Genomic DNA, 20,544 nt, shown 5'->3' with positions numbered 1-20,544 from the left:
TATGTTAATGCCAAAACGCGTAAAATATCGTAGAGAGCATCGTGGTAAAATGCGTGGTCGTGCTAAAGGTGGAACTGAAATTGCTTTCGGTGAATTCGGTTTACAAGCACAAGCTGCTTCATGGATTACAAACCGTCAAATCGAAGCTGCTCGTCGTGCAATGACTCGTTACATGAAACGTGGCGGTAAAGTATGGATTAAAATTTTCCCTTCTAAACCTTACACTGCAAAACCTCTAGAAGTACGTATGGGTTCCGGTAAAGGGGCACCAGAAGGCTGGGTAGCAGTAGTAAAACCTGGGAAAATCATGTTCGAAATCGCGGGTGTATCTGAAGAGGTAGCACGCGAAGCATTACGTCTTGCAGCTCACAAGTTACCTGTGAAATGTAAATTCGTAAAACGTGAAGAAAATGGTGGTGAATCTAATGAAAACTAATGATATTCGTGAATTAACCACTGCCGAAATCGAAACAAAAGTTAAAGCTTTAAAGGAAGAGTTGTTTAATCTTCGCTTCCAACTTGCTACAGGACAATTAGAGAATCCAACTCGCATTCGTGAAGTGCGTAAAGCAATTGCTCGTATGAAAACTGTAGTTCGTGAAAGAGAGATCGGAATTAATCGATAAATTGAGGGGAGGTTTGCATAGTGAGCGAACGTAACCAACGCAAAGTTTATACTGGTCGTGTAGTGTCTGACAAAATGGACAAAACGATTACAGTTTTAGTTGAAACTTACAAAACTCATTCCTTGTACGGAAAACGTGTTAAGTATTCTAAGAAGTACAAAGCCCATGATGAGCAAAACCAAGCGAAACTTGGCGATATCGTTAAAATCATGGAAACTCGCCCGCTTTCTGCTACTAAGCGTTTCCGTTTAGTTGAAATCGTTGAAGAAGCGGTTATTATCTAAATAGACGAATCGGAATTTTTAGTCCGAAGGGAGGTTTCATAACATGATCCAACAAGAATCTCGTTTGAAAGTTGCTGACAACTCTGGTGCACGTGAACTTTTAACAATTAAAGTATTAGGCGGCTCTGGTCGTAAACATGCTAACATTGGTGACATTATCGTTGCTACGGTAAAACAAGCAACACCAGGTGGCGTTGTTAAAAAAGGTGACGTTGTTAAAGCAGTAGTGGTACGTACGAAGAGCGGAGCTCGTCGTCCGGACGGTTCTTACATCAAATTTGATGAAAACGCAGCGGTTATCATTAAAGACGATAAGAGCCCACGTGGTACTCGTATCTTCGGACCAGTAGCTCGTGAATTACGTGATAGCAACTTCATGAAGATCGTTTCTTTAGCTCCAGAAGTTCTATAATTTAAGGTATTGCCTTGCTAAGGAGGTGCAGAATTAAGATGCATGTAAAAAAAGGTGATAAAGTACAGGTAATCACTGGTAAAGACAAAGGAAAACAAGGCGTTATCCTTGGGGCTTTCCCAAAGCAAAACCGTGTTATCGTTGAGGGTGTCAATATCGTTAAGAAGCACTCTAAGCCATCTCAATTAAATCCACAAGGTGGAATTATTACTAAAGAAGCACCTATTCACGTTTCTAACGTTATGATTTTAGATCCGAAAACAGGTGAACCTACTCGTGTAGGCTTCAAAGTAGAAGATGGTAAAAAAGTTCGTATTGCAAAAAAATCTGGTGAATTATTAGATAAATAATTTTCTTAAGAAAGGAGGTCACTTCATTGAATCGCCTTAAAGAGAAGTTCCAAAAGGAAATTACTCCTGCTCTAGTGAGCAAGTTTAACTATAAATCTGTAATGCAGGTACCAAAAATCGAAAAGATCGTAATCAACACTGGTGTTGGTGACGCGGTATCTAACTCAAAAGCGTTAGACAACGCAGTAGAAGAATTAACACAAATCACAGGTCAAAAACCTGTTGTAACTCGTGCTAAAAAATCAATCGCTGGTTTCCGTCTTCGTGAAGGTATGCCAATCGGTGCGAAAGTAACTTTACGCGGCGAGCAAATGTATGAGTTCTTCGACAAATTAGTATCAGTTTCTTTACCACGTGTACGTGATTTCCGTGGTGTTTCTAAGAAATCATTCGATGGTCGTGGAAACTATACATTAGGTGTTAAAGAGCAACTTATTTTCCCTGAGATTAATTATGATAAAGTAAGCAAAGTCCGCGGTATGGACATCGTAATCGTTACTACAGCGAAAACTGATGAAGAAGCTCGTGAACTTTTAACACAATTCGGTATGCCATTCCAAAAATAATGGAAGCCAACGCTAAGTAGAGGAGGCGAAAACGTGGCTAAAAAATCTATGATAGCGAAACAAAAGCGTACTCCTAAGTTTAAAGTACAAGAGTATACACGTTGCGAACGCTGCGGTCGTCCGCATTCTGTATACCGCAAATTTAAACTTTGCCGTATTTGTTTCCGTGAACTTGCATATAAAGGTCAAATTCCTGGTGTTAAAAAAGCTAGTTGGTAAAACCCACAAATGGGAAGGAGGTAAAACACATGGTGATGACAGATCCAATTGCAGACATGCTTACTCGCATCCGTAATGCGAACATGGTACGTCATGAGAAATTAGAGGTTCCTGCTTCTAAAATCAAAAAAGAGATCGCTGAACTTTTAAAACGTGAAGGTTTCATTCGTGATGTAGAATACATCGAGGATAACAAACAAGGTATCCTTCGTATTTTCCTGAAATATGGTGCAAACAATGAACGTGTAATCACTGGATTAAAACGTATCAGTAAACCTGGCTTACGCGTTTACGCTAAAGCTGACGAAGTACCACGTGTACTTAACGGATTAGGTATCGCTCTTGTTTCTACATCTAAGGGAGTAATGACAGACAAAGACGCTCGTCAATTACAAACTGGTGGAGAAGTAGTAGCATACGTTTGGTAATATATATTTAAAACGAACGGAGGTGTGACCACATGTCTCGTATTGGTAAAAAGATTCTTGAAATCCCTGCAGGTGTTACTATTACAGTTGCAGAAGACAATACTGTAACAGTAAAAGGCCCTAAAGGTGAATTAACTCGTACTTTCAATGCTGATATGCTTATCAAAATTGAAGAGAATACATTAACAGTTGAGCGTCCATCTGAACAGAAGGAACACCGTGCATTACACGGTACAACTCGTGCTTTAATCGGAAACATGGTTGAAGGTGTAACTGAAGGTTTCGCACGCGGACTTGAATTAGTCGGTGTTGGTTACCGTGCTCAAAAACAAGGTGATAAACTTGTATTAAGCGTAGGTTATTCTCATCCAGTAGAAATGACTCCGGAAGCAGGTCTTGAAGTTGAAGTACCTGCACCAACTAAGATCGTAATTAAAGGTATCGACAAGCAACGTGTTGGCGAATTCGCTGCTAACATCCGTGCTGTACGTGCTCCTGAGCCTTACAAAGGTAAAGGTATTCGTTACGAAGGCGAAGTTGTTCGTCGTAAAGAAGGTAAAACTGCTAAGTAAACCCGTTAGGTGAGAGAAAGGAGTGACAAGAATGATCACTAAAGCTGATAAAAATGCGACTCGTAAGAAAAGACATGCACGTGTACGTGCTAAACTTACTGGTACTGCAGAGCGTCCACGTTTAAACGTGTTCCGTTCTAACCAACATATTTACGCTCAAGTTATTGATGATGTGAATGGTGTAACGTTAGTAAGTGCATCTACTCTTGATAAAGACCTTGCTCTTAACGGTACTAGCAATATTGAAGCTGCTACGAAAGTTGGAGAATCAGTTGCTAAGCGTGCTGTAGAGAAAGGCGTTAAAGAAGTAGTATTTGATCGCGGTGGTTACTTATACCATGGCCGTGTTAAAGCTCTAGCTGAGGCTGCTCGTGAGGCTGGATTACAATTTTAATGGTCAAAGGAGGGAAAATTGATGCATCGCATTGACCCAAGTAAATTAGAACTTGAAGAACGTGTAGTTACGATAAATCGTGTCGCGAAAGTTGTTAAGGGTGGTCGTCGTTTCCGCTTTGCTGCACTAGTTGTAGTTGGCGATAAAAACGGTCATGTTGGATTCGGTACTGGTAAAGCACAAGAGGTACCAGACGCAATCCGTAAAGCTATCGAAGACGCTAAGAAAAACTTAATCGCTGTACCATTAGTTGGTACAACAATTCCACACACAATCAACGGTCATTTTGGCGCTGGTGAAGTATTCTTAAAACCTGCTGCTGAGGGTACTGGTGTTATTGCTGGTGGACCTGTTCGTGCGGTCCTTGAATTAGCTGGTGTACAAGATATTCTTTCGAAATCTCTTGGTTCTAACACACCAATCAACATGATTCGCGCTACTGTGAACGGATTAAGCGAACTTAAGCGCGCTGAAGATGTTGCAAAATTACGCGGTAAATCTGTAGAAGAGCTACTAGGTTAAGGAGGGAAAACAAATGGCGAAAAAGTTAGAAATTACCCTCACTCGTAGTGTAATTGGTCGTCCACAAGATCAACGTGCGACGGTAGAAGCTTTAGGTCTTAAAAAGTTGAATTCAACTGTAGTTAAGGAAGAAACTCCTGCTATTCTTGGTATGATCAACAAAGTTTCTCACCTTGTAACTGTAAAAGAAGCTTAAGGATAACTCATTAATATAAGGAGGTGCCTGGGAATGAAACTTCATGAATTAAAACCTGCAGAAGGTTCTCGTAAAGTACGTAACCGTGTCGGTCGTGGTATCGGTTCTGGTAACGGTAAAACTGCTGGTAAAGGTCATAAAGGACAAAACGCACGTTCTGGCGGCGGTGTTCGTCTTGACTTCGAAGGTGGTCAAATTCCATTATTCCGTCGTTTACCAAAACGCGGCTTCACAAACATTAACCGTAAAGAGTTTGCTATTGTAAACTTATCAACGTTAAATCGTTTTGAAGATGGTACAGAAGTAACACCTGAATTATTGCTGGAAACTGGCGTTATCAGCAAGTTAAACGACGGTGTTAAAGTTCTTGCAAGCGGAGCAGTAGAGAAAAAACTAACTGTTAAAGCGCACAAGTTCTCTTCAAGTGCTAAAGAAGCAATTGAAGCAGCTGGCGGATCAGTTGAGGTGATCTAATGTTTCGTACAATCTCCAACTTTATGCGCGTTGCTGAGATAAGACGTAAAATATTATTCACTTTAGCGATGTTAATCGTATTCAGGATTGGCACGTTTATCCCCGTGCCATTTACAAATGGAGACGTACTGAAGGCACAAGATCAATTAAATGCTTTAGGTATTCTAAATACATTTGGCGGTGGAGCCTTGAAAAACTTCTCCATCTTTGCGATGGGAATCATGCCGTATATTACAGCATCCATCATCGTGCAATTATTGCAGATGGATGTTGTTCCTAAATTTTCGGAATGGTCGAAGCAAGGTGAAATGGGCCGTCGTAAAGTAACGCAATTCACGCGTTACTTTACAATTGTTCTTGCGTTTATTCAGGGGTTTGGTATGTCAATCGGTTTTAACGGTATGGTAGGTGGACAATTAATTTTGAATCCAGGTTGGAGCACTTATTTATACATTGCTACGGTACTGACTGCTGGTACTGCATTTTTAATGTGGTTAGGTGAACAGATTACAGCTAAAGGTGTAGGTAATGGTATTTCCATCCTTATCTTTGGCGGTATTGCCGCAGCGATCCCAAGTGTTATATCTCAAGTGTATCAGCAACAGTTTCAAAATATCGGAGATCAATTGTTCATGAGTATCGTTAAAGTTGCATTGATTTTACTAGCTGTGCTAGCAGTTATTGTGGGTGTTATTTTCATTCAACAGGCTGTTAGAAAGATTCCAATTCAATATGCGAAGCGTGTAACAGGAGGAAATGGTGGTTATGCTGGAGCACAAAACACACATTTACCGCTTAAGGTAAATAGTGCTGGTGTTATTCCAGTAATTTTTGCTGTTTCATTCTTAATTACGCCTCCGACTATTGCACAGTTCTTCCCGAAACATGATGTATCGCAGTGGATTATTGCAAACTTTAACTATTCTCACCCAGTGGGAATGATCATATATGTTGCGCTCATTGTAGCCTTCACATATTTCTATGCATTTGTTCAGGTTAATCCAGAGCAAATGTCAGAGAATCTAAACAAGCAAGGTGGATATGTTCCAGGTATTCGTCCGGGTAAGAATACGGAACAATATCTAACAAAAATCTTGTATCGTTTGACCTTTGTAGGATCAATTTTCCTAGCAGCGATTGCAATCTTACCAGTTATCTTTACGAAATTGGGAAATCTTCCTCCGTCTGCACAGATCGGTGGAACGAGTATGTTAATCGTTGTCGGCGTTGCTTTAGAAACAATGAAGCAGCTAGAAAGCCAACTGGTAAAACGCCATTACAAAGGGTTTATCAAGCAGTGAGTAAGTGGGAAGAATTGTCTTCCCTACATGCTCATGTACTCTGAGGGGGAACAAGGATGAACTTAATTTTAATGGGGCTTCCTGGTGCTGGTAAAGGTACACAAGCCGAACAGATTGTTGCCAAGTATAACATCCCTCACATTTCAACAGGAGACATGTTCCGTGCAGCTATGAAGGCTGAAACTGAAATGGGTCTACAAGCAAAATCTTTTATTGATAAAGGTGCACTTGTTCCAGATGAAGTTACAATCGGAATCGTTCGTGAACGTTTAAGTCAAGACGACTGCGTAAGAGGTTTCTTACTAGACGGTTTCCCACGAACTGTTGCACAAGCATCAGCTCTTGAAGAAATTATGAAAGATCTTGGCAAAAAAATCGACTATGTTTTAAACATTAATGTGGATTCAGGGTTGTTATTAAAACGCCTTACAGGCCGTCGCATTTGTAAAGAGTGCGGTGCGACTTACCACTTAGAATTCAATCCACCAGCAAAAGCTGATGTGTGCGATAAATGTGGTGGCGAATTATATCAACGCTCTGATGACAATGAAGAAACTGTAGCAAATCGTTTAGATGTAAATATTAAGCAAACAAAACCTTTGCTTGATTTCTACGAAGAGCTTGGTTACTTACAAAGCATTAATGGTGAGCAAGATATCAATAAAGTATTTGCTGATATCGATGTTCTCATCGGAGGCTTAGCGTAATGATAATCTGCAAAACTCCTCGCGAGATAGAAATCATGCGAGAAGCTGGCAGGATCGTTGCTTTGACTCATCAAGAGTTGAAACAGCACATTACTCCAGGAATTACAACGAAAGAGCTCGATCAAATAGCGGAAAAGACGATTCAAAAATATGGTGCTACGCCATCTTTTAAAGGATACAACGGATTTCCGGGGAGCATATGTGCTTCTGTAAATGAAGAGCTTGTACACGGAATTCCAGGGAAGCGCAAGCTCAAAGAGGGCGATATCATCAGTATCGATATTGGTGCGAAATACAATGGGTACCATGGAGATTCTGCATGGACGTATCCAGTTGGAAACATTTCTGAATCTGTTCAAAAGCTACTTGATGTCACAGAAAAATCGTTGTATCTTGGTCTAGAACAAGTAAAACCAGGCGAGAGATTATCAAATATCTCACATGCGGTTCAAACCCATGCTGAAGAGAATGGATTCTCGATCGTTAGGGAGTATGTTGGTCACGGAATCGGGCAAGACTTACATGAGGACCCTCAAATCCCGCACTATGGTCCACCAAATAGAGGCCCTAGATTAAAGCCAGGAATGGTCATCTGTGTTGAGCCGATGGTGAATCAAGGAAGACGATATGTAAAAACACTATCTGATGACTGGACAGTGGTAACGGTAGATGGTAAATGGTGTGCCCATTTTGAGCACACGATTGCTCTTACAGAAGCAGGATACGAAATCCTTACCACTTTATAAGTAGCTGGCTCTCCGGGATTTCAGAGCAGTGTAAAATGTTACTGATTTGAAGAAGGGAGAACTATTGAATGGCTAAAGATGATGTAATTGAAGTCGAAGGTACCGTTCTTGAAACGTTGCCAAATGCTATGTTCAAAGTAGAATTAGAGAATGGGCATGTCGTATTGGCTCACGTTTCTGGTAAAATCCGTATGAACTTCATTCGTATTTTACCAGGAGACAAAGTTACGGTAGAATTATCTCCGTACGATTTAAATCGTGGTCGTATTACGTACCGTTTTAAATAATATAGCACTCCGTAATCTTTAAGGAGGTTCGAGACATGAAAGTAAGACCGTCAGTTAAACCAATCTGCGAAAAATGTAAAGTTATTCGTAGACGTGGAAAAGTAATGGTTATTTGTGAAAACCCTAAACATAAACAAAAACAAGGTTAATCAGAAGGAGGTGCATTCGTAATGGCACGTATCGCAGGTGTAGATATTCCTCGAGACAAACGCGTTGTTATTTCTTTAACTTACGTATTCGGCATTGGTCGCACAACTGCTGAAAAAATTCTTGCTGAAGCAGGTATTTCTGAAGAAACACGAGTTCGTGATTTAACGGAAGACGAATTAGGACGTATCCGTGATATCATCGATCGTATTAAAGTTGAGGGAGACCTTCGTCGTGAAGTATCTCTTAACATCAAACGTCTAATGGAGATCGGTTCTTACCGTGGTCTTCGTCACCGTCGTGGTTTACCAGTTCGTGGTCAAAACTCTAAAAACAATGCTCGTACACGTAAAGGTCCACGTCGTACAGTAGCAAATAAAAAGAAATAATAAGTAAAGGAGGTTGAACTAACAATGGCACGTAAAACAAACACTCGTAAAAAACGTGTGAAAAAGAATATTGAAGCTGGTATAGCTCATATTCGTTCTACTTTCAACAACACAATCGTAACACTTACAGATACTCACGGTAACGCACTTTCTTGGTCTAGTGCTGGTGCACTTGGTTTCCGTGGATCTCGTAAATCTACTCCATTCGCTGCGCAAATGGCTGCTGAAACTGCTGCTAAAGCTGCAATGGAACACGGTTTAAAAACTTTAGAGGTTACTGTTAAAGGTCCTGGTGCTGGTCGTGAAGCTGCAATTCGTGCTCTTCAAGCTGCAGGTCTAGAAGTAACAGCAATTAGAGATGTTACTCCAGTTCCTCATAATGGATGTCGTCCACCAAAACGTCGTCGTGTGTAATTTTTCTGTATAGAATTTTCCCTTTTGTCTATAATGGATATGATGCATTATCGAGAAATTTCGTACAGAAACATCGCTTGTTGTGCACAATCGGGAACTGCCTAAGGGGGACTTTCGGTTAGACAGGGGTTATACCTTTGTTTAACCGGGGTTTCGACGTTTTGAAGGAGGGTTTAGTTAATGATTGAAATCGAAAAGCCGAAAATCGAAACGGTTGAACTTAACGAAGATGCTAAATATGGTAAATTCGTAATTGAACCGCTTGAGCGTGGATATGGTACTACTTTGGGTAACTCCTTACGTCGTATTCTTTTATCCTCACTCCCTGGTGCCGCTGTTACTGCTATCCAAATCGATGGCGTATTACATGAATTTTCAACAGTTGAGGGCGTAGTAGAAGACGTTACGACGATCATCTTAAACTTGAAAAAGTTAGCTCTTAAAATCTACTCTGAAGAAGAGAAGACGTTGGAAATTGATGTACAGGGCGAAGGTATTGTCACAGCTGCTGATATTACTCACGATAGTGATGTAGAAATCTTAAATCCAGATTTACACATTGCAACGTTAGCAAAAGATGCGCATTTCCGCGTGCGTTTAACTGCAAAGCGTGGCCGTGGGTATACGCCAGCTGATGCAAATAAAAGCGAAGATCAACCAATAGGAGTAATTCCTATTGATTCTATTTATACTCCGGTATCACGTGTGACTTACCAAGTGGAAAAGACACGTGTCGGACAAGTGGCTAATTATGATAAGCTTACGCTTGATGTATGGACGGATGGAAGCATCGGGCCAAAAGAAGCTATCTCTTTAGGTGCCAAAATCTTAACTGAGCATTTAAATATCTTTGTTGGTTTAACTGATGAAGCACAAAATGCTGAGATTATGGTCGAGAAGGAAGAAGATCAAAAAGAGAAAGTTCTTGAGATGACTATCGAAGAACTAGACCTTTCTGTTCGTTCTTATAATTGCCTAAAACGTGCAGGAATTAATACTGTACAAGAGCTTGCGAACAAAACAGAAGAAGATATGATGAAAGTTCGTAACTTAGGACGTAAATCCTTAGAAGAAGTTAAACATAAACTTGAGGAATTAGGTTTAGGTTTACGTAAAGACGACTGAGGATTTAAACCCATCAACAAAGGAGGGAACTACGAATGGCATACAGAAAATTAGGCCGTACAAGTGCGCAACGTAAAGCTATGTTACGTGATTTAGCTACTGATTTAATTATCAACGAGCGCATCCAAACGACAGAAACTCGTGCAAAAGAACTTCGTTCTGTAGTGGAAAAAATGATCACTTTAGGTAAACGCGGAGATCTTCATGCTCGTCGTCAAGCAGCAGCTTTCATTCGCAATGAAGTAGCTAACGCTGAGACTGGTCAAGATGCACTTCAAAAACTATTCGCTGATGTAGCTCCACGCTATGCTGAGCGCCAAGGCGGATACACTCGTATTGCAAAAATTGGTCCACGTCGCGGAGACGCAGCACCAATGGTAATTATCGAGTTAGTATAATGATAATTAAAAGGGCAGGACAGTTCTTTTCAAGAAACTGGTCATGGCCCTTTTTTTTAAATATAAAAATAGGCTAACTTGGCGAAGGAAAGGGTGCCTTCTATTGAAAAAAGAGAAACTTCGGATAAAAAATATATCATTTCAATATCCTGGGGCAGCCACTTATGCATTAAAAGATGTTTCATTTTCCTTATATGAGGGAGAATGGGTATCTATTATTGGACAAAACGGTTCAGGAAAGTCTACACTTGCAAAATTATTGAATGGTTTGTTTTTGCCAGAAGCAGGGACTATTATAATAAATGATACAATGGTTTTATCAGAGGAAACGGTATGGGATGTTCGAAAACAAATTGGAATGGTATTTCAAAATCCAGATAATCAATTTGTTGGAACAACAGTGCAAGATGATGTTGTATTTGGCTTAGAGAATATCGGAATGCCAAGAGAACAAATGATTGAAAGATTAGAACAGGCCTTGCAACTTGTCCGTATGGAAGATTTTCTTAATGATGAGCCTCATTCCTTATCCGGTGGGCAAAAGCAGCGAGTGGCAATAGCAGGCGTTTTAGCACTTCAACCATCTATTTTAATATTAGATGAAGCAACGTCAATGTTAGACCCTCAAGGGAGACGTGAAGTAGTAGAAACGGTTAGACAGCTTGTTACTCAAAAAGGTATTACTGTGTTATCGATTACGCACGATTTAGAAGAAGCGGCACAGTCAGATCGTGTCATTATTTTAAATAAGGGAGAAATATTAGAGGAAGGGACTCCAGAAAAAATTTTCAAATCCTCTCATATGCTCCAAGAAATTGGCTTAGATGTACCGTTTTCAGTGAAAATAGCAGAATTATTAAAAAGAAATGAAATTCTCTTGCAAAATACGCATCTTACAATGGAAAGCTTGGTGAACGAACTTTGGAGATTACATTCCAAAAAGTAGAGCATCGTTATCAATATAAAACTCCATTTGAAAGACGCGCACTTTATGATGTAGACGTGTCGTTTCCAAGTGGGGGCTATTATGCCATTATCGGTCATACTGGTTCAGGTAAGTCGACGATGATTCAACATTTAAATGGTTTATTGCAGCCGACAAATGGTACAGTTCAAATTGGTGAACATTTGATTTCGGCAGGAAAGAAAGAAAAAAAGCTAAAACCACTACGTAAAAAAGTAGGGGTTGTCTTTCAATTCCCAGAACATCAGTTGTTTGAAGAGACTGTGGAGAAGGATATTTGTTTCGGCCCTACTAATTTTGGAGTATCTGTAGACGAAGCAAGGCAAAAGGCTAGAAAGGCAATTGAACTTGTAGGGCTAGAACCGGAACTGTTAACACGTTCTCCGTTCGAATTAAGTGGTGGACAAACGAGACGTGTTGCTATAGCGGGTGTACTGGCGATGGAACCTGAAGTGCTTGTATTAGATGAACCTACAGCAGGACTAGATCCAAAAAGGCAGAACGAACTTATGGAGATGTTTTATAAGCTGCACAAGGAGAAGGGTCTTACAGTTATCCTTGTAACGCATAATATGGAGGATGCTGCTCAGTATGCGGAGCAGATTGTAGTTATGCATAAAGGAACGGTCTTTTTGCAAGGAAGTGCAGAGGAAGTATTTTCACATGCTGATGAACTAGAGAAAATTGGTGTGGATCTTCCTATGTCATTAAAGTATAAACGTGCAATTGAAGAGAAGTTTGGTATTTCAATTCCAAAGGCTACCTTATCCTTAGAGGATCTTACTCATGAAGTTGTGCAGGTGATACGAAAAGGTGGTCATGAATCATGCAGCAGTTGATTATTGGGAGATATATCCCGGGGAATTCACTTATTCATCAACTTGATCCACGTACGAAGCTGCTGATTGTCTTTTTATATGTATTTGTTGTTTTCTTAGCAAATAATGCGATTTCATATGGATTTTTATTTTTATATGCACTCATTGCTTTATTTTTTGCAAAAGTGCCGATTCGTTATGTACTTTCGGGCTTAAAACCAATTTTATGGATTTTTCTTTTTACATTTTTCCTGCATATTTTTACAAATAAAGAGGGGGATGTACTATTCCAGCTTGGTTGGTTTTCGATATATGAAAAAGGATTAGAGCAAGGGATATACATTTCTGTACGATTCTTCGTTATTATTTTAATGACGACATTATTAACGTTAACGACGACACCTATTGAAATTACAGATGGTTTGGAGACGTTATTAAAGCCGTTGAAGCGTATAAAGGTTCCTGTTCATGAAATCGCATTAATGATGTCAATTTCTCTTCGTTTTATCCCGACATTAATGGATGAAACGAGTAAAATAATGAAAGCACAAGCGTCACGTGGTATTGATTTTGCCGGGGGACCGATAAAAGATAGAATGAAAGCTATTATTTCACTGCTCGTTCCTCTGTTTATCAGTGCTTTTAAGCGTGCAGAGGACTTAGCCGTTGCGATGGAAGCTCGTGGATATCAAAGTGGTGAAGGACGTACTAAATTTAGGCAACTACGCTGGAAAACAAGCGATACAGTAACGATTGTCAGCTTATTTTGTTTAGCTTGTATTTTGGCATGGGTGCGATCGTAATGGAGAATAGAGAAATGGATAGAATAAAATGTACGGTTGCATATGATGGCATGCATTTTTGTGGTTATCAAATTCAGCCGAACCATCGTACTGTTCAACAGGAGATAGAAAAAGCATTGCAGAAATTGCATAAGGGAGAACTTGTTCGTGTTCAGGCATCTGGTAGAACAGATTCTACAGTTCATGCAAAAGGACAAGTAATACACTTTGATACTCCTTTGTCTCTTGAAGAGTGGCAATGGAGTAATGCTTTAAACACAATGTTGCCAGATGATATTGTTATTAGGCAAGTAGAGAAAAAAACAGAAGAATTTCATGCACGTTACGGTGTTGAGAAAAAAGAATATCGTTATCGTGTATTATTATCAAAGACTGCGGATGTATTCCGTAGAAATTACGTATATCAATATCCATACCCGCTCGAAATCAACTCTATAAGAAAAGCAATTCCTTATTTTATTGGAACGCATGATTTCACTTCTTTTTGTTCGGCAAAAACTGACAAAAAAGATAAAGTGCGAACAATTTATGAAATCGAGTTAATTGAACAAGATGATGAAATAATTTTTCGTTTTGTAGGTAATGGATTTTTATATAATATGGTCAGAATTATTGTTGGTACGTTACTTAGCGTAGGGCAAGGAAAGCTTGATCCTGATAGCATTCCAGAGATTTTAGCGAAACAAAATCGTCAGTTTGCTGGAAAGATGGCTCCAGGTCATGGGCTTTACTTATGGGAGGTAAACTATAACAACTAATCCTGGTGTAACATTTGCTTGACATTAGAAACTCAAAAGTATATCATAACATATGGTATTGTTTCTAAAACCACGATTAGCCCCGGAAGGAAATCGTGTTTAAGATAAACAATAGATTTTTTCTATGGAAAAGATAACGAGGAGGGAAACACATGCGTACGACTTTTATGGCAAAAGCTAACGAAGTTGAGCGTAAATGGTATGTGGTTGATGCTGAAGGTCAAACTTTAGGTCGCCTTGCTAGTGAAGTAGCATCCATTTTACGTGGTAAAAACAAACCTACATTTACACCACACGTTGACACGGGTGATCATGTAATTATTATTAACGCTGAGAAAATTCATTTAACAGGTAATAAATTAAACGATAAAATTTACTACCGTCACACTAACCACCCAGGTGGACTTAAGCAAAGAACAGCTCTTGAAATGCGTACAAACTACCCTGTACAAATGTTAGAGCTTGCAATTAAAGGCATGCTTCCAAAAGGACGCTTAGGCCGTCAAGTTTTTAAGAAACTTAACGTGTATGCTGGAGCAGAGCATCCACACCAAGCACAAAAACCAGAAGTTTACGAACTTCGCGGATAATTAATTAAAGGAGGGCTTACTTTGGCACAGGTTCAATACTATGGCACTGGACGTCGTAAGAGTTCAGTAGCGCGCGTACGCCTAGTTCCAGGCGAAGGACGCGTTATCATTAACGGTCGTGATTTTGAAAACTATATCCCATTTGCTGCATTACGTGAAGTAGTGAAACAACCTCTAGTTGCAACAGAAACTTTAGGTAACTACGATGTACTTGTAAACGTAAATGGTGGTGGATACACTGGTCAAGCTGGTGCTATTCGTCACGGTATTTCTCGCGCTTTATTAAAAGCTGATCCAGAATACCGTCTAACACTAAAACGTGCAGGTCTATTAACTCGTGACGCACGTATGAAAGAGCGTAAAAAATACGGTCTTAAAGGCGCACGTCGTGCACCTCAGTTCTCAAAACGTTAATTTTTGCGAACTACAAACCCCAACCATTTTGGTTGGGGTTTTTTTTATGTTTCATTCCTCTTTTGCAATTTTTATAGCTTGGAATATTTTAGTGCTACCGCCACGCGTATGCTTCTTCTTTAGAAGTTTAGACTAATACGTATTAGGGAGGTTTATAAGTACTATGAATGTCATTGTCAGCTTACAAGAAAAACAAAAAGAAAAGCAGTTAAAATACGAGCGGAAGATGTTGCGGGAATTATCATTAAAAACATTGCGTTCAAATATTCGTGATGCCTTTCAAATGCAAGAGCTTCATCGTCAGTATGAAGATTACTGTATTGAATTAGGGATAGAATCTTATTTATTAGGAGCGAGATATAGTAAATTTGGTTATTATGGTGAATCGTTTTTTGATGTGAAATATAGAGCTTTAGAAGAAGAACAACAATTAACTGAAACGCTATTTCAATTTTTAACGAGTATGACTATGCGAGAAATAAAGTTGAAAGATGAGAAATTACTTTTTGAATCTTGTCAGCAGTTCATAGGATTGTGGTGGCAAGAAGGGTATGAAAAAGGTGAAAGAAGATATCGATTAAAGCTTCATTAAGACAAGCATAAACTTTCCTCTTGTCCCATATAAGTAATTAGAGGGACTAGCTGGAGGAGGAAAGGTATGAAGAGAATTCGAATTATCTCTTTTGCACTCGCTGCGGTTGTATTGTTTTTTTTAGTCAAACAAGAATTTCAAATTACAAAATCGTGGCGTGCTTGGAATTTACCCTTATCAGGGAAAGTAATCGTATTAGATGCTGGGCATGGTGGACCAGATGGAGGGGCTGTTGGTGGAAAGGATATTATAGAAAAGGATATTACGCTTGAAATTACAAAAAAGGTACAAGACTATTTACAAGAACAAGGTGCACTAGTCATTTTAACGCGTGAGGGAGATTATGATTTAGCTAACAAAGATACAAAGTCATATAGCAGACGTAAAGCAGAGGATTTAAAAAAACGTGTAGAAATCATCAATAAACCTGATGTAGACTTTTTTGCAAGTATTCATTTAAATGCTTTAACTAGTAGTGGATCGAAAGGCGCACAAACGTTCTATTACCGCTCTTCAATTGAAAATGAACGTGCTGCAAAATTTATACAGGCTGAATTGAGAACAAGTTTAGAGAACACGAATCGTTCTGCTAAGACTATTTCGCATGTGTATTTATTAAAGTATTCTAAAACACCAGGTGCTTTAATTGAAGCTGGCTTTTTATCGAATGTGAACGAAAGGTATATGTTAAATTCGGAGAAATATCAGCAAAAGGTAGCAGCTGCAATATACCGTGGTATATTACGTTATTTCACGGAAAAAGGAAATCCTCCAGAATAAGGAGGATTTTTTTGAGCTTCTCTCGTTAACGAAGTTTTCGGAAAATATGTTATACTGGAAATGTAAACGCATTTATTTCAAGAATAAGCAGAGATAAATTCAATTAACATTACGTTATTTTTCATACAGGGGGCTGGGCTAATTATGGTAACGAAAGAGCAAGTGGTTGAAGCGTTAGAAGGGATTGTAGATCCGTTTTTACATAAAACTTTAAAAGAAACAAGTGCAATTAAAGAGGTAACAGTCAAGCCAGAGAAGGAACATGTGAGTGTCAAAATTGCAATCGTAAAAACCGGTACAGCGGAACAAATGCAGTTGCAGTCTGGAATTGTAAAGTTAGTAAAAGAACTTGGGGCAGCAACAGTTGGACTTCGTTTTGCAGAATTTACAGAAGAGGAATTAGCTCAGTTTGCACCGGAACAAGAAGAAGAGCAAAGTGAATCTTTATTGTCACCTAATTCAAAAACAACATTCTTAGCGGTAGCGAGTGGAAAAGGTGGCGTGGGAAAATCAACTGTTTCCGTTAACCTTGCAGTTGCTTTAGCTCGTTTAGGAAAAAAAGTTGGTATTATCGATGCGGACATTTACGGTTTTAGTGTGCCAGACATGATGGGGATAGAAAAACGTCCTATCGTAAGAGGTGACAAGATAATTCCGGTGGAACGTTTAGGTGTAAAGGTAATCTCAATGGGCTTCTTTGTAGAGGATAATGCACCAGTTATTTGGAGAGGACCTATGCTTGGGAAAATGTTAAACCACTTCTTCACAGAAGTAGAATGGGGCGATTTAGATTATTTAGTACTAGATTTGCCACCAGGCACAGGTGATGTTGCGTTAGATGTGCACTCAATGTTGCCATCTTGCAAAGAGATTATTGTAACGACGCCTCATCCAACAGCTGCGTTTGTAGCAGCGCGTGCTGGAGCGATGGCATTGCGCACTGAACATAGTATTCTTGGTGTTGTTGAGAATATGGCATATTTTGAAAGTAAGGTAACTGGTGAGAAAGAATATGTATTTGGAAAAGGCGGGGGAGATAAGTTAGCTACCGAATTACAAACGAATGTTCTTGGTCGAATTCCGCTACAACAACCCGATTGGAATAAAGAAGACTTTGCTCCTTCAGTATATGAAGATACACATACAACGGGCATTATTTATAGTAAAATAGCTGAAACAGTAATTGATAAAACAGCTGTTACACAAAAATAAAGTGAAACTTTAATTAGTGGGGTTCACCTGTTACTGACAACAATAAGGCTTTTGTTGTTAGTAAACCTTTCACTTAACTAGAGGCGGTCCATTTTGTCTGTTAATAGTAAGATAAAGTAATAACGAGTGAACAATGTATACATTGTTCACTCGTTATTATAGTTATTATTTTTTACTGTTCTTCCTTCTTCTCGCCTTGAGAACCACCGTCACCGCCTGCTTCTTTCTTACCAGATCCGCCTTTTTCAGCTTTTTGCACACCTTTACTAATGATATCAATCATCTTGGCTTGGAAGAGTGGACTTTCAGCAGTTTCTGTTAGTACTTGTTGTAGATATTGACGGTATTCTTTACTCTTCATTGTTTGTAACATCATTTTTTCTACTTCAGGATTTTTCATAATTTCTATAACACCTGCTTGGTATTCAGGGTCTTTTAGTAAGGTTTTCATTAATTGAGTTTGTTCTTTCCCCATACTTTTAGCAAACTTTGATGAGAACTCAGGATCTTTAAAGAGCTTTTCCCAGAATTGTTGCCCTTTATCGGATACCATGGCATCTTCAATCGTTTTCTTTACTACTGTTTCATCTAGTATGAGTGCTTGTTTCATTTTTTCATCAGTTAATACATCTTGAATAGCTTTCTTACCTTGATCTGTTTTTAAAATATCAACAATCATTTTCTTTGTTTGATCGTAATCTAGTTCGGATTTCGTTTCTTTTCCTTGTGCGCATGCTGCAAGTGCGATAAGTAGAAAAGAAGAAACGAAAATGAATAGCATCCGTTTCATAAGTTGGAACTCCTTTCAGCACAGTTCTCTCTTTTTAATATAAATATCTTTAAGGAATTTATACATGAACATGGCTAGCTTTTTGAAATTGTCATTGATACAATTTAATTAGAAATATAAGGATAATGGGGGATGTGTTGTGAATAGCCGCAAGTGGGTACGACTATTTTTAACGACGTTGTTTCTTGGTGGGATTAGCACAGTTATTATTGGTTTTGTTTTGGAGTGGGACAAGTACAATGAATTTTTTAAAAATTTCGACGGTAAGGAGATTTTAGCAGTATCTTTCTGGCTGATGGGTGTAGGATTTATTTTTAGTGTTATAAGTCAAATGGGATTCTTTGCATATTTAACAATCCACCGTTTTGGACTAGGGATGTTTCGCTCATCTTCTTTATGGAATGCAGTCCAGCTCTTCTTTATTGCATTCGTATTATTTGATTTTGTGTATTTAAGATCTGTACTTATTGCAAATGGGGAAGTCTCGTTAGGGAATAACATACTTGTTGCTGGAATATTATTTGTGTTTGGAGCAATTGTTGCTTATGTAAAAAGTAAAGAAACAAATAAAAAAGCATTTGTGCCAGCTCTGTTCTTTATGGTTGTTGTAACAATCCTTGAATGGGTACCGGCGCTTCGGATTAATGATACAGATTGGCTATATTTAATGGTTATACCGCTATTGTTATGTAATGCGTATCAATTACTTGTATTACATCGTTTAATCGGAAAAACAAGTAAATCAGCTTAATAGAGAGAGGTTTTATACACCAGCAGTTATAATGCTGGAAATAGTATGATTAAAAAAGCTCTACCACCTTCTTGAAAGGTAGTAGAGCTTTTTATGCGTGAAGAGTAGTAGGGAAGAAGCTACTTCACATCTTCACTTTTCGTACTTGTGTTGGAAATAAGTTGTGACACGGATATTTGCTCATATCCATCACTTTTTATTTTTTGCAGGAGCAGCGGTAAAGCTCTATTTGTTTGAAGGGCAGAATCGGATGCGTGTAATAAGACGATATCTCCACCTTTCAAATTATTAGAGACAGTGGAAACGATGTTATTTACACCTGGGTTTTTCCAATCGTTTGAATTATTACTCCAATGCACGACGGTGTATCCAAGTGATTCTGCGATTTTAAGGGTTGCTTTGTTAAATTCGCCACTAGGTGGACGTAACAGCTTGACTTGTTTTACACCAAGTTTCGTAAAAACATCTTGTGCTCGTAAAAGGTCTCGTCTTATTTCATTTGTCTCTAGAGAAGTATAGGATGTGTAATTGTACCCCATACTACCAATTTCGTGTCCGTCTTTCATGATTCGCTCTACAATATCGGGGTGTCTTTCGGCCCATGCAGCAGAAAGGAAGAATGTTGCATTCTTAATTTCTCTTTCTTTAAGAGTATCTAGGATTGGAATTGCTTTTTTGTCTCCCCAACTAATATCAAACGTAAATGCAACGTGCTTTTTAGCGGTGTCTCTTTTGTAAATTACTTTAGGGCCTGTAGCAGTTGAAAAAGCAGATTCATGTGAATATGTTTTTAAAAAGAGTAGCCATGCTGTAAATAAGGACAGTATCACTATTAAGCTAATGTGTTTAAAATTTCTCTTACTCGTAATAAAAAAGAAAAACATAATATTACGCCCCTTTGTCCAATCCTTTTCAGTTACATATATGCTGTAAATATAAAAAAGAGAACAAAGGATTAATATCGTAAGTAGTGGATATAATGGATGATAGGATTGTGATAATTGAAAATGAGCGGAACGTTTATTGTTGCGTAAGGAATTATTGAGGTGATTGTTTGCTTGGGCTGATGTTGACAAAAGAAGAAAGAAAAGAAATGGAATACATATTGAAGAGAGAATTAGAGGAACTTTTATTTGATTTTGAAGATGAGCGTATTCATGAAGTTGTAAAAAAAGCCATGGAAGAAAGATATAAAATCATTTTCTGTTTATTCCGGAGAGTAGCTAACACAGAAGAATGTATTCGTTATGTAAGAAAAAGAATTTTTTATTAAAAAGTGTTGACGTTAACGGTTTGTATATGGTAAATTAATAACCGTCGCTGATGCGAAAACGCAGAAAACGACAAAAAAGAAATTTAAAAACTTAGTTGACATTGAAAAATGAAGATGTTAACATAAGGAAGTCGCAAATGAGCGACTAAGTAGTTCTTTGAAAACTGAACGAAACAAACAACGTGAAACGTCAATTTTTATTTTAGATGCTAGACAAACTAACTTTATTGGAGAGTTTGATC

The 20,544-nt window shown here is 38.6% G+C and carries 35 protein-coding genes; 33 read left to right on the top strand and 2 right to left on the bottom strand.

Features of this window, described 5'->3' with window-relative positions; genetic code table 11:
* Nucleotide 1: 1 nt before the first annotated feature.
* From rplP to MR169_RS17770, 31 genes are all read left to right on the top strand, one after another.
* Complete coding sequence (gene rplP, locus MR169_RS17920; RefSeq protein WP_000928969.1) at nucleotides 2–436, top strand: 50S ribosomal protein L16; 435 nt, start codon at nucleotides 2–4, stop codon at nucleotides 434–436.
* Entirely contained in the window at nucleotides 426–626 is a 201-nt protein-coding gene (gene rpmC, locus MR169_RS17915) for a 50S ribosomal protein L29 (protein ID WP_000855718.1), read from the top strand. Before rplP ends, rpmC begins: the two co-directional genes overlap by 11 nt.
* Nucleotides 627–646: 20 nt before the next feature.
* A complete protein-coding gene (rpsQ, locus tag MR169_RS17910) occupies nucleotides 647–910 on the top strand; it encodes a 30S ribosomal protein S17 (protein ID WP_000004106.1) in 264 nt (87 codons plus the stop codon).
* A gap of 43 nt (nucleotides 911–953) precedes the next feature.
* Nucleotides 954–1,322: a 50S ribosomal protein L14 gene (gene rplN / locus MR169_RS17905; RefSeq protein WP_242319776.1), complete on the top strand. Its 369-nt coding sequence runs from the start codon at nucleotides 954–956 to the stop codon at nucleotides 1,320–1,322.
* 38 nt (nucleotides 1,323–1,360) lie between these two features.
* Nucleotides 1,361–1,672 (top strand): 50S ribosomal protein L24, encoded by a 312-nt coding sequence (rplX, locus tag MR169_RS17900; RefSeq protein WP_242319775.1) that lies wholly within the window; start codon nucleotides 1,361–1,363, stop codon nucleotides 1,670–1,672.
* A gap of 26 nt (nucleotides 1,673–1,698) precedes the next feature.
* On the top strand, nucleotides 1,699–2,238 hold the full coding sequence (gene rplE, locus MR169_RS17895) for a 50S ribosomal protein L5 (protein ID WP_242319774.1): 540 nt from the start codon (nucleotides 1,699–1,701) through the stop codon (nucleotides 2,236–2,238).
* A 33-nt stretch (nucleotides 2,239–2,271) separates the two neighbouring features.
* Complete coding sequence (gene rpsN, locus MR169_RS17890) at nucleotides 2,272–2,457, top strand: 30S ribosomal protein S14 (RefSeq protein ID WP_001085700.1); 186 nt, start codon at nucleotides 2,272–2,274, stop codon at nucleotides 2,455–2,457.
* A gap of 29 nt (nucleotides 2,458–2,486) precedes the next feature.
* On the top strand, nucleotides 2,487–2,885 hold the full coding sequence (gene rpsH, locus MR169_RS17885) for a 30S ribosomal protein S8 (protein ID WP_000245511.1): 399 nt from the start codon (nucleotides 2,487–2,489) through the stop codon (nucleotides 2,883–2,885).
* 32 nt (nucleotides 2,886–2,917) lie between these two features.
* Nucleotides 2,918–3,457, top strand: a complete 540-nt coding sequence (rplF, locus tag MR169_RS17880) for a 50S ribosomal protein L6 (RefSeq protein ID WP_000086558.1) — start codon at nucleotides 2,918–2,920, stop codon at nucleotides 3,455–3,457.
* 31 nt (nucleotides 3,458–3,488) lie between these two features.
* Nucleotides 3,489–3,851 carry a 50S ribosomal protein L18 gene (rplR, locus tag MR169_RS17875; protein ID WP_000628816.1) on the top strand — a complete coding sequence of 121 codons (363 nt, stop codon included), beginning with the start codon at nucleotides 3,489–3,491 and terminating at the stop codon, nucleotides 3,849–3,851.
* A gap of 21 nt (nucleotides 3,852–3,872) precedes the next feature.
* Nucleotides 3,873–4,373 carry a 30S ribosomal protein S5 gene (rpsE, locus tag MR169_RS17870; protein ID WP_000554646.1) on the top strand — a complete coding sequence of 167 codons (501 nt, stop codon included), beginning with the start codon at nucleotides 3,873–3,875 and terminating at the stop codon, nucleotides 4,371–4,373.
* Nucleotides 4,374–4,386: 13 nt separating this feature from the next.
* Nucleotides 4,387–4,569 (top strand): 50S ribosomal protein L30, encoded by a 183-nt coding sequence (gene rpmD, locus MR169_RS17865; protein WP_001085234.1) that lies wholly within the window; start codon nucleotides 4,387–4,389, stop codon nucleotides 4,567–4,569.
* A gap of 33 nt (nucleotides 4,570–4,602) precedes the next feature.
* The gene (gene rplO, locus MR169_RS17860) at nucleotides 4,603–5,043 is read left to right on the top strand and encodes a 50S ribosomal protein L15 (protein ID WP_242319773.1); all 441 of its coding nucleotides are present in this window, start codon (nucleotides 4,603–4,605) and stop codon (nucleotides 5,041–5,043) included.
* A complete protein-coding gene (gene secY / locus MR169_RS17855; RefSeq protein ID WP_233935644.1) occupies nucleotides 5,043–6,344 on the top strand; it encodes a preprotein translocase subunit SecY in 1,302 nt (433 codons plus the stop codon). Before rplO ends, secY begins: the two co-directional genes overlap by 1 nt.
* 56 nt (nucleotides 6,345–6,400) lie before the next feature.
* Nucleotides 6,401–7,051 carry an adenylate kinase gene (locus tag MR169_RS17850; protein WP_001048989.1) on the top strand — a complete coding sequence of 217 codons (651 nt, stop codon included), beginning with the start codon at nucleotides 6,401–6,403 and terminating at the stop codon, nucleotides 7,049–7,051.
* On the top strand, nucleotides 7,051–7,797 hold the full coding sequence (gene map, locus MR169_RS17845) for a type I methionyl aminopeptidase (RefSeq protein ID WP_000582539.1): 747 nt from the start codon (nucleotides 7,051–7,053) through the stop codon (nucleotides 7,795–7,797). The genes MR169_RS17850 and map overlap by 1 nt, the downstream gene beginning before the upstream one ends.
* 68 nt (nucleotides 7,798–7,865) lie before the next feature.
* Complete coding sequence (infA, locus tag MR169_RS17840) at nucleotides 7,866–8,084, top strand: translation initiation factor IF-1 (protein WP_001029884.1); 219 nt, start codon at nucleotides 7,866–7,868, stop codon at nucleotides 8,082–8,084.
* A gap of 35 nt (nucleotides 8,085–8,119) precedes the next feature.
* Nucleotides 8,120–8,233, top strand: coding sequence for a 50S ribosomal protein L36 (rpmJ, locus tag MR169_RS17835; protein WP_000868344.1), 114 nt, complete (start codon nucleotides 8,120–8,122; stop codon nucleotides 8,231–8,233).
* A 21-nt stretch (nucleotides 8,234–8,254) separates the two neighbouring features.
* Nucleotides 8,255–8,620, top strand: coding sequence for a 30S ribosomal protein S13 (gene rpsM / locus MR169_RS17830; RefSeq protein ID WP_000090788.1), 366 nt, complete (start codon nucleotides 8,255–8,257; stop codon nucleotides 8,618–8,620).
* A 24-nt stretch (nucleotides 8,621–8,644) separates the two neighbouring features.
* A complete protein-coding gene (gene rpsK / locus MR169_RS17825; RefSeq protein WP_000101798.1) occupies nucleotides 8,645–9,034 on the top strand; it encodes a 30S ribosomal protein S11 in 390 nt (129 codons plus the stop codon).
* Between the two features lie 180 nt (nucleotides 9,035–9,214).
* Nucleotides 9,215–10,159 (top strand): DNA-directed RNA polymerase subunit alpha, encoded by a 945-nt coding sequence (locus MR169_RS17820; protein WP_000569643.1) that lies wholly within the window; start codon nucleotides 9,215–9,217, stop codon nucleotides 10,157–10,159.
* 35 nt (nucleotides 10,160–10,194) lie between these two features.
* Nucleotides 10,195–10,557 carry a 50S ribosomal protein L17 gene (rplQ, locus tag MR169_RS17815; RefSeq protein ID WP_000331490.1) on the top strand — a complete coding sequence of 121 codons (363 nt, stop codon included), beginning with the start codon at nucleotides 10,195–10,197 and terminating at the stop codon, nucleotides 10,555–10,557.
* A 103-nt stretch (nucleotides 10,558–10,660) separates the two neighbouring features.
* Nucleotides 10,661–11,503, top strand: a complete 843-nt coding sequence (locus MR169_RS17810; protein WP_000711765.1) for an energy-coupling factor ABC transporter ATP-binding protein — start codon at nucleotides 10,661–10,663, stop codon at nucleotides 11,501–11,503.
* A complete protein-coding gene (locus MR169_RS17805) occupies nucleotides 11,479–12,360 on the top strand; it encodes an energy-coupling factor ABC transporter ATP-binding protein (protein WP_242319772.1) in 882 nt (293 codons plus the stop codon). The genes MR169_RS17810 and MR169_RS17805 overlap by 25 nt, the downstream gene beginning before the upstream one ends.
* A complete protein-coding gene (locus tag MR169_RS17800; RefSeq protein ID WP_001186528.1) occupies nucleotides 12,348–13,142 on the top strand; it encodes an energy-coupling factor transporter transmembrane component T family protein in 795 nt (264 codons plus the stop codon). The genes MR169_RS17805 and MR169_RS17800 overlap by 13 nt, the downstream gene beginning before the upstream one ends.
* Before the next feature lie 14 nt (nucleotides 13,143–13,156).
* A complete protein-coding gene (gene truA, locus MR169_RS17795; RefSeq protein WP_002164804.1) occupies nucleotides 13,157–13,900 on the top strand; it encodes a tRNA pseudouridine(38-40) synthase TruA in 744 nt (247 codons plus the stop codon).
* A gap of 152 nt (nucleotides 13,901–14,052) precedes the next feature.
* On the top strand, nucleotides 14,053–14,490 hold the full coding sequence (gene rplM / locus MR169_RS17790) for a 50S ribosomal protein L13 (RefSeq protein ID WP_242319771.1): 438 nt from the start codon (nucleotides 14,053–14,055) through the stop codon (nucleotides 14,488–14,490).
* A 21-nt stretch (nucleotides 14,491–14,511) separates the two neighbouring features.
* Nucleotides 14,512–14,904, top strand: a complete 393-nt coding sequence (gene rpsI, locus MR169_RS17785; RefSeq protein WP_000079986.1) for a 30S ribosomal protein S9 — start codon at nucleotides 14,512–14,514, stop codon at nucleotides 14,902–14,904.
* 163 nt (nucleotides 14,905–15,067) lie between these two features.
* Complete coding sequence (locus MR169_RS17780; protein ID WP_242319770.1) at nucleotides 15,068–15,496, top strand: DUF2521 family protein; 429 nt, start codon at nucleotides 15,068–15,070, stop codon at nucleotides 15,494–15,496.
* 66 nt (nucleotides 15,497–15,562) lie between these two features.
* Nucleotides 15,563–16,276, top strand: coding sequence for an N-acetylmuramoyl-L-alanine amidase CwlD (gene cwlD / locus MR169_RS17775; RefSeq protein ID WP_000822439.1), 714 nt, complete (start codon nucleotides 15,563–15,565; stop codon nucleotides 16,274–16,276).
* 144 nt (nucleotides 16,277–16,420) lie between these two features.
* Nucleotides 16,421–17,488 (top strand): Mrp/NBP35 family ATP-binding protein, encoded by a 1,068-nt coding sequence (locus MR169_RS17770; RefSeq protein WP_000256628.1) that lies wholly within the window; start codon nucleotides 16,421–16,423, stop codon nucleotides 17,486–17,488.
* 172 nt (nucleotides 17,489–17,660) lie between these two features.
* On the opposite strand, the gene gerD is transcribed toward MR169_RS17770, so the two are convergent.
* Nucleotides 17,661–18,278, bottom strand: a complete 618-nt coding sequence (gene gerD / locus MR169_RS17765) for a spore germination lipoprotein GerD (protein ID WP_000827295.1) — start codon at nucleotides 18,276–18,278, stop codon at nucleotides 17,661–17,663.
* Between the two features lie 139 nt (nucleotides 18,279–18,417).
* Between gerD and kbaA the strand changes: the two genes are divergently transcribed.
* Nucleotides 18,418–19,029 (top strand): KinB signaling pathway activation protein KbaA, encoded by a 612-nt coding sequence (gene kbaA, locus MR169_RS17760; protein WP_242319769.1) that lies wholly within the window; start codon nucleotides 18,418–18,420, stop codon nucleotides 19,027–19,029.
* A 119-nt stretch (nucleotides 19,030–19,148) separates the two neighbouring features.
* Here the strand turns inward: kbaA and pdaB are convergent, their stop codons facing one another.
* Nucleotides 19,149–19,913 carry a polysaccharide deacetylase family sporulation protein PdaB gene (gene pdaB, locus MR169_RS17755; RefSeq protein WP_242319768.1) on the bottom strand — a complete coding sequence of 255 codons (765 nt, stop codon included), beginning with the start codon at nucleotides 19,911–19,913 and terminating at the stop codon, nucleotides 19,149–19,151.
* A gap of 170 nt (nucleotides 19,914–20,083) precedes the next feature.
* Between pdaB and MR169_RS17750 the strand changes: the two genes are divergently transcribed.
* The gene (locus MR169_RS17750; RefSeq protein WP_000901147.1) at nucleotides 20,084–20,302 is read left to right on the top strand and encodes a hypothetical protein; all 219 of its coding nucleotides are present in this window, start codon (nucleotides 20,084–20,086) and stop codon (nucleotides 20,300–20,302) included.
* Nucleotides 20,303–20,544 lie beyond the last annotated feature (242 nt).

The organism is Bacillus cereus group sp. BfR-BA-01349, assembly GCF_022663795.1.
GTDB classification, from domain to species: Bacteria; Bacillota; Bacilli; order Bacillales; family Bacillaceae_G; genus Bacillus_A; species Bacillus_A cereus.
Note: the sequence above shows the minus strand (reverse complement) of the source record. Positions and strands in the feature narration are given on the sequence as shown.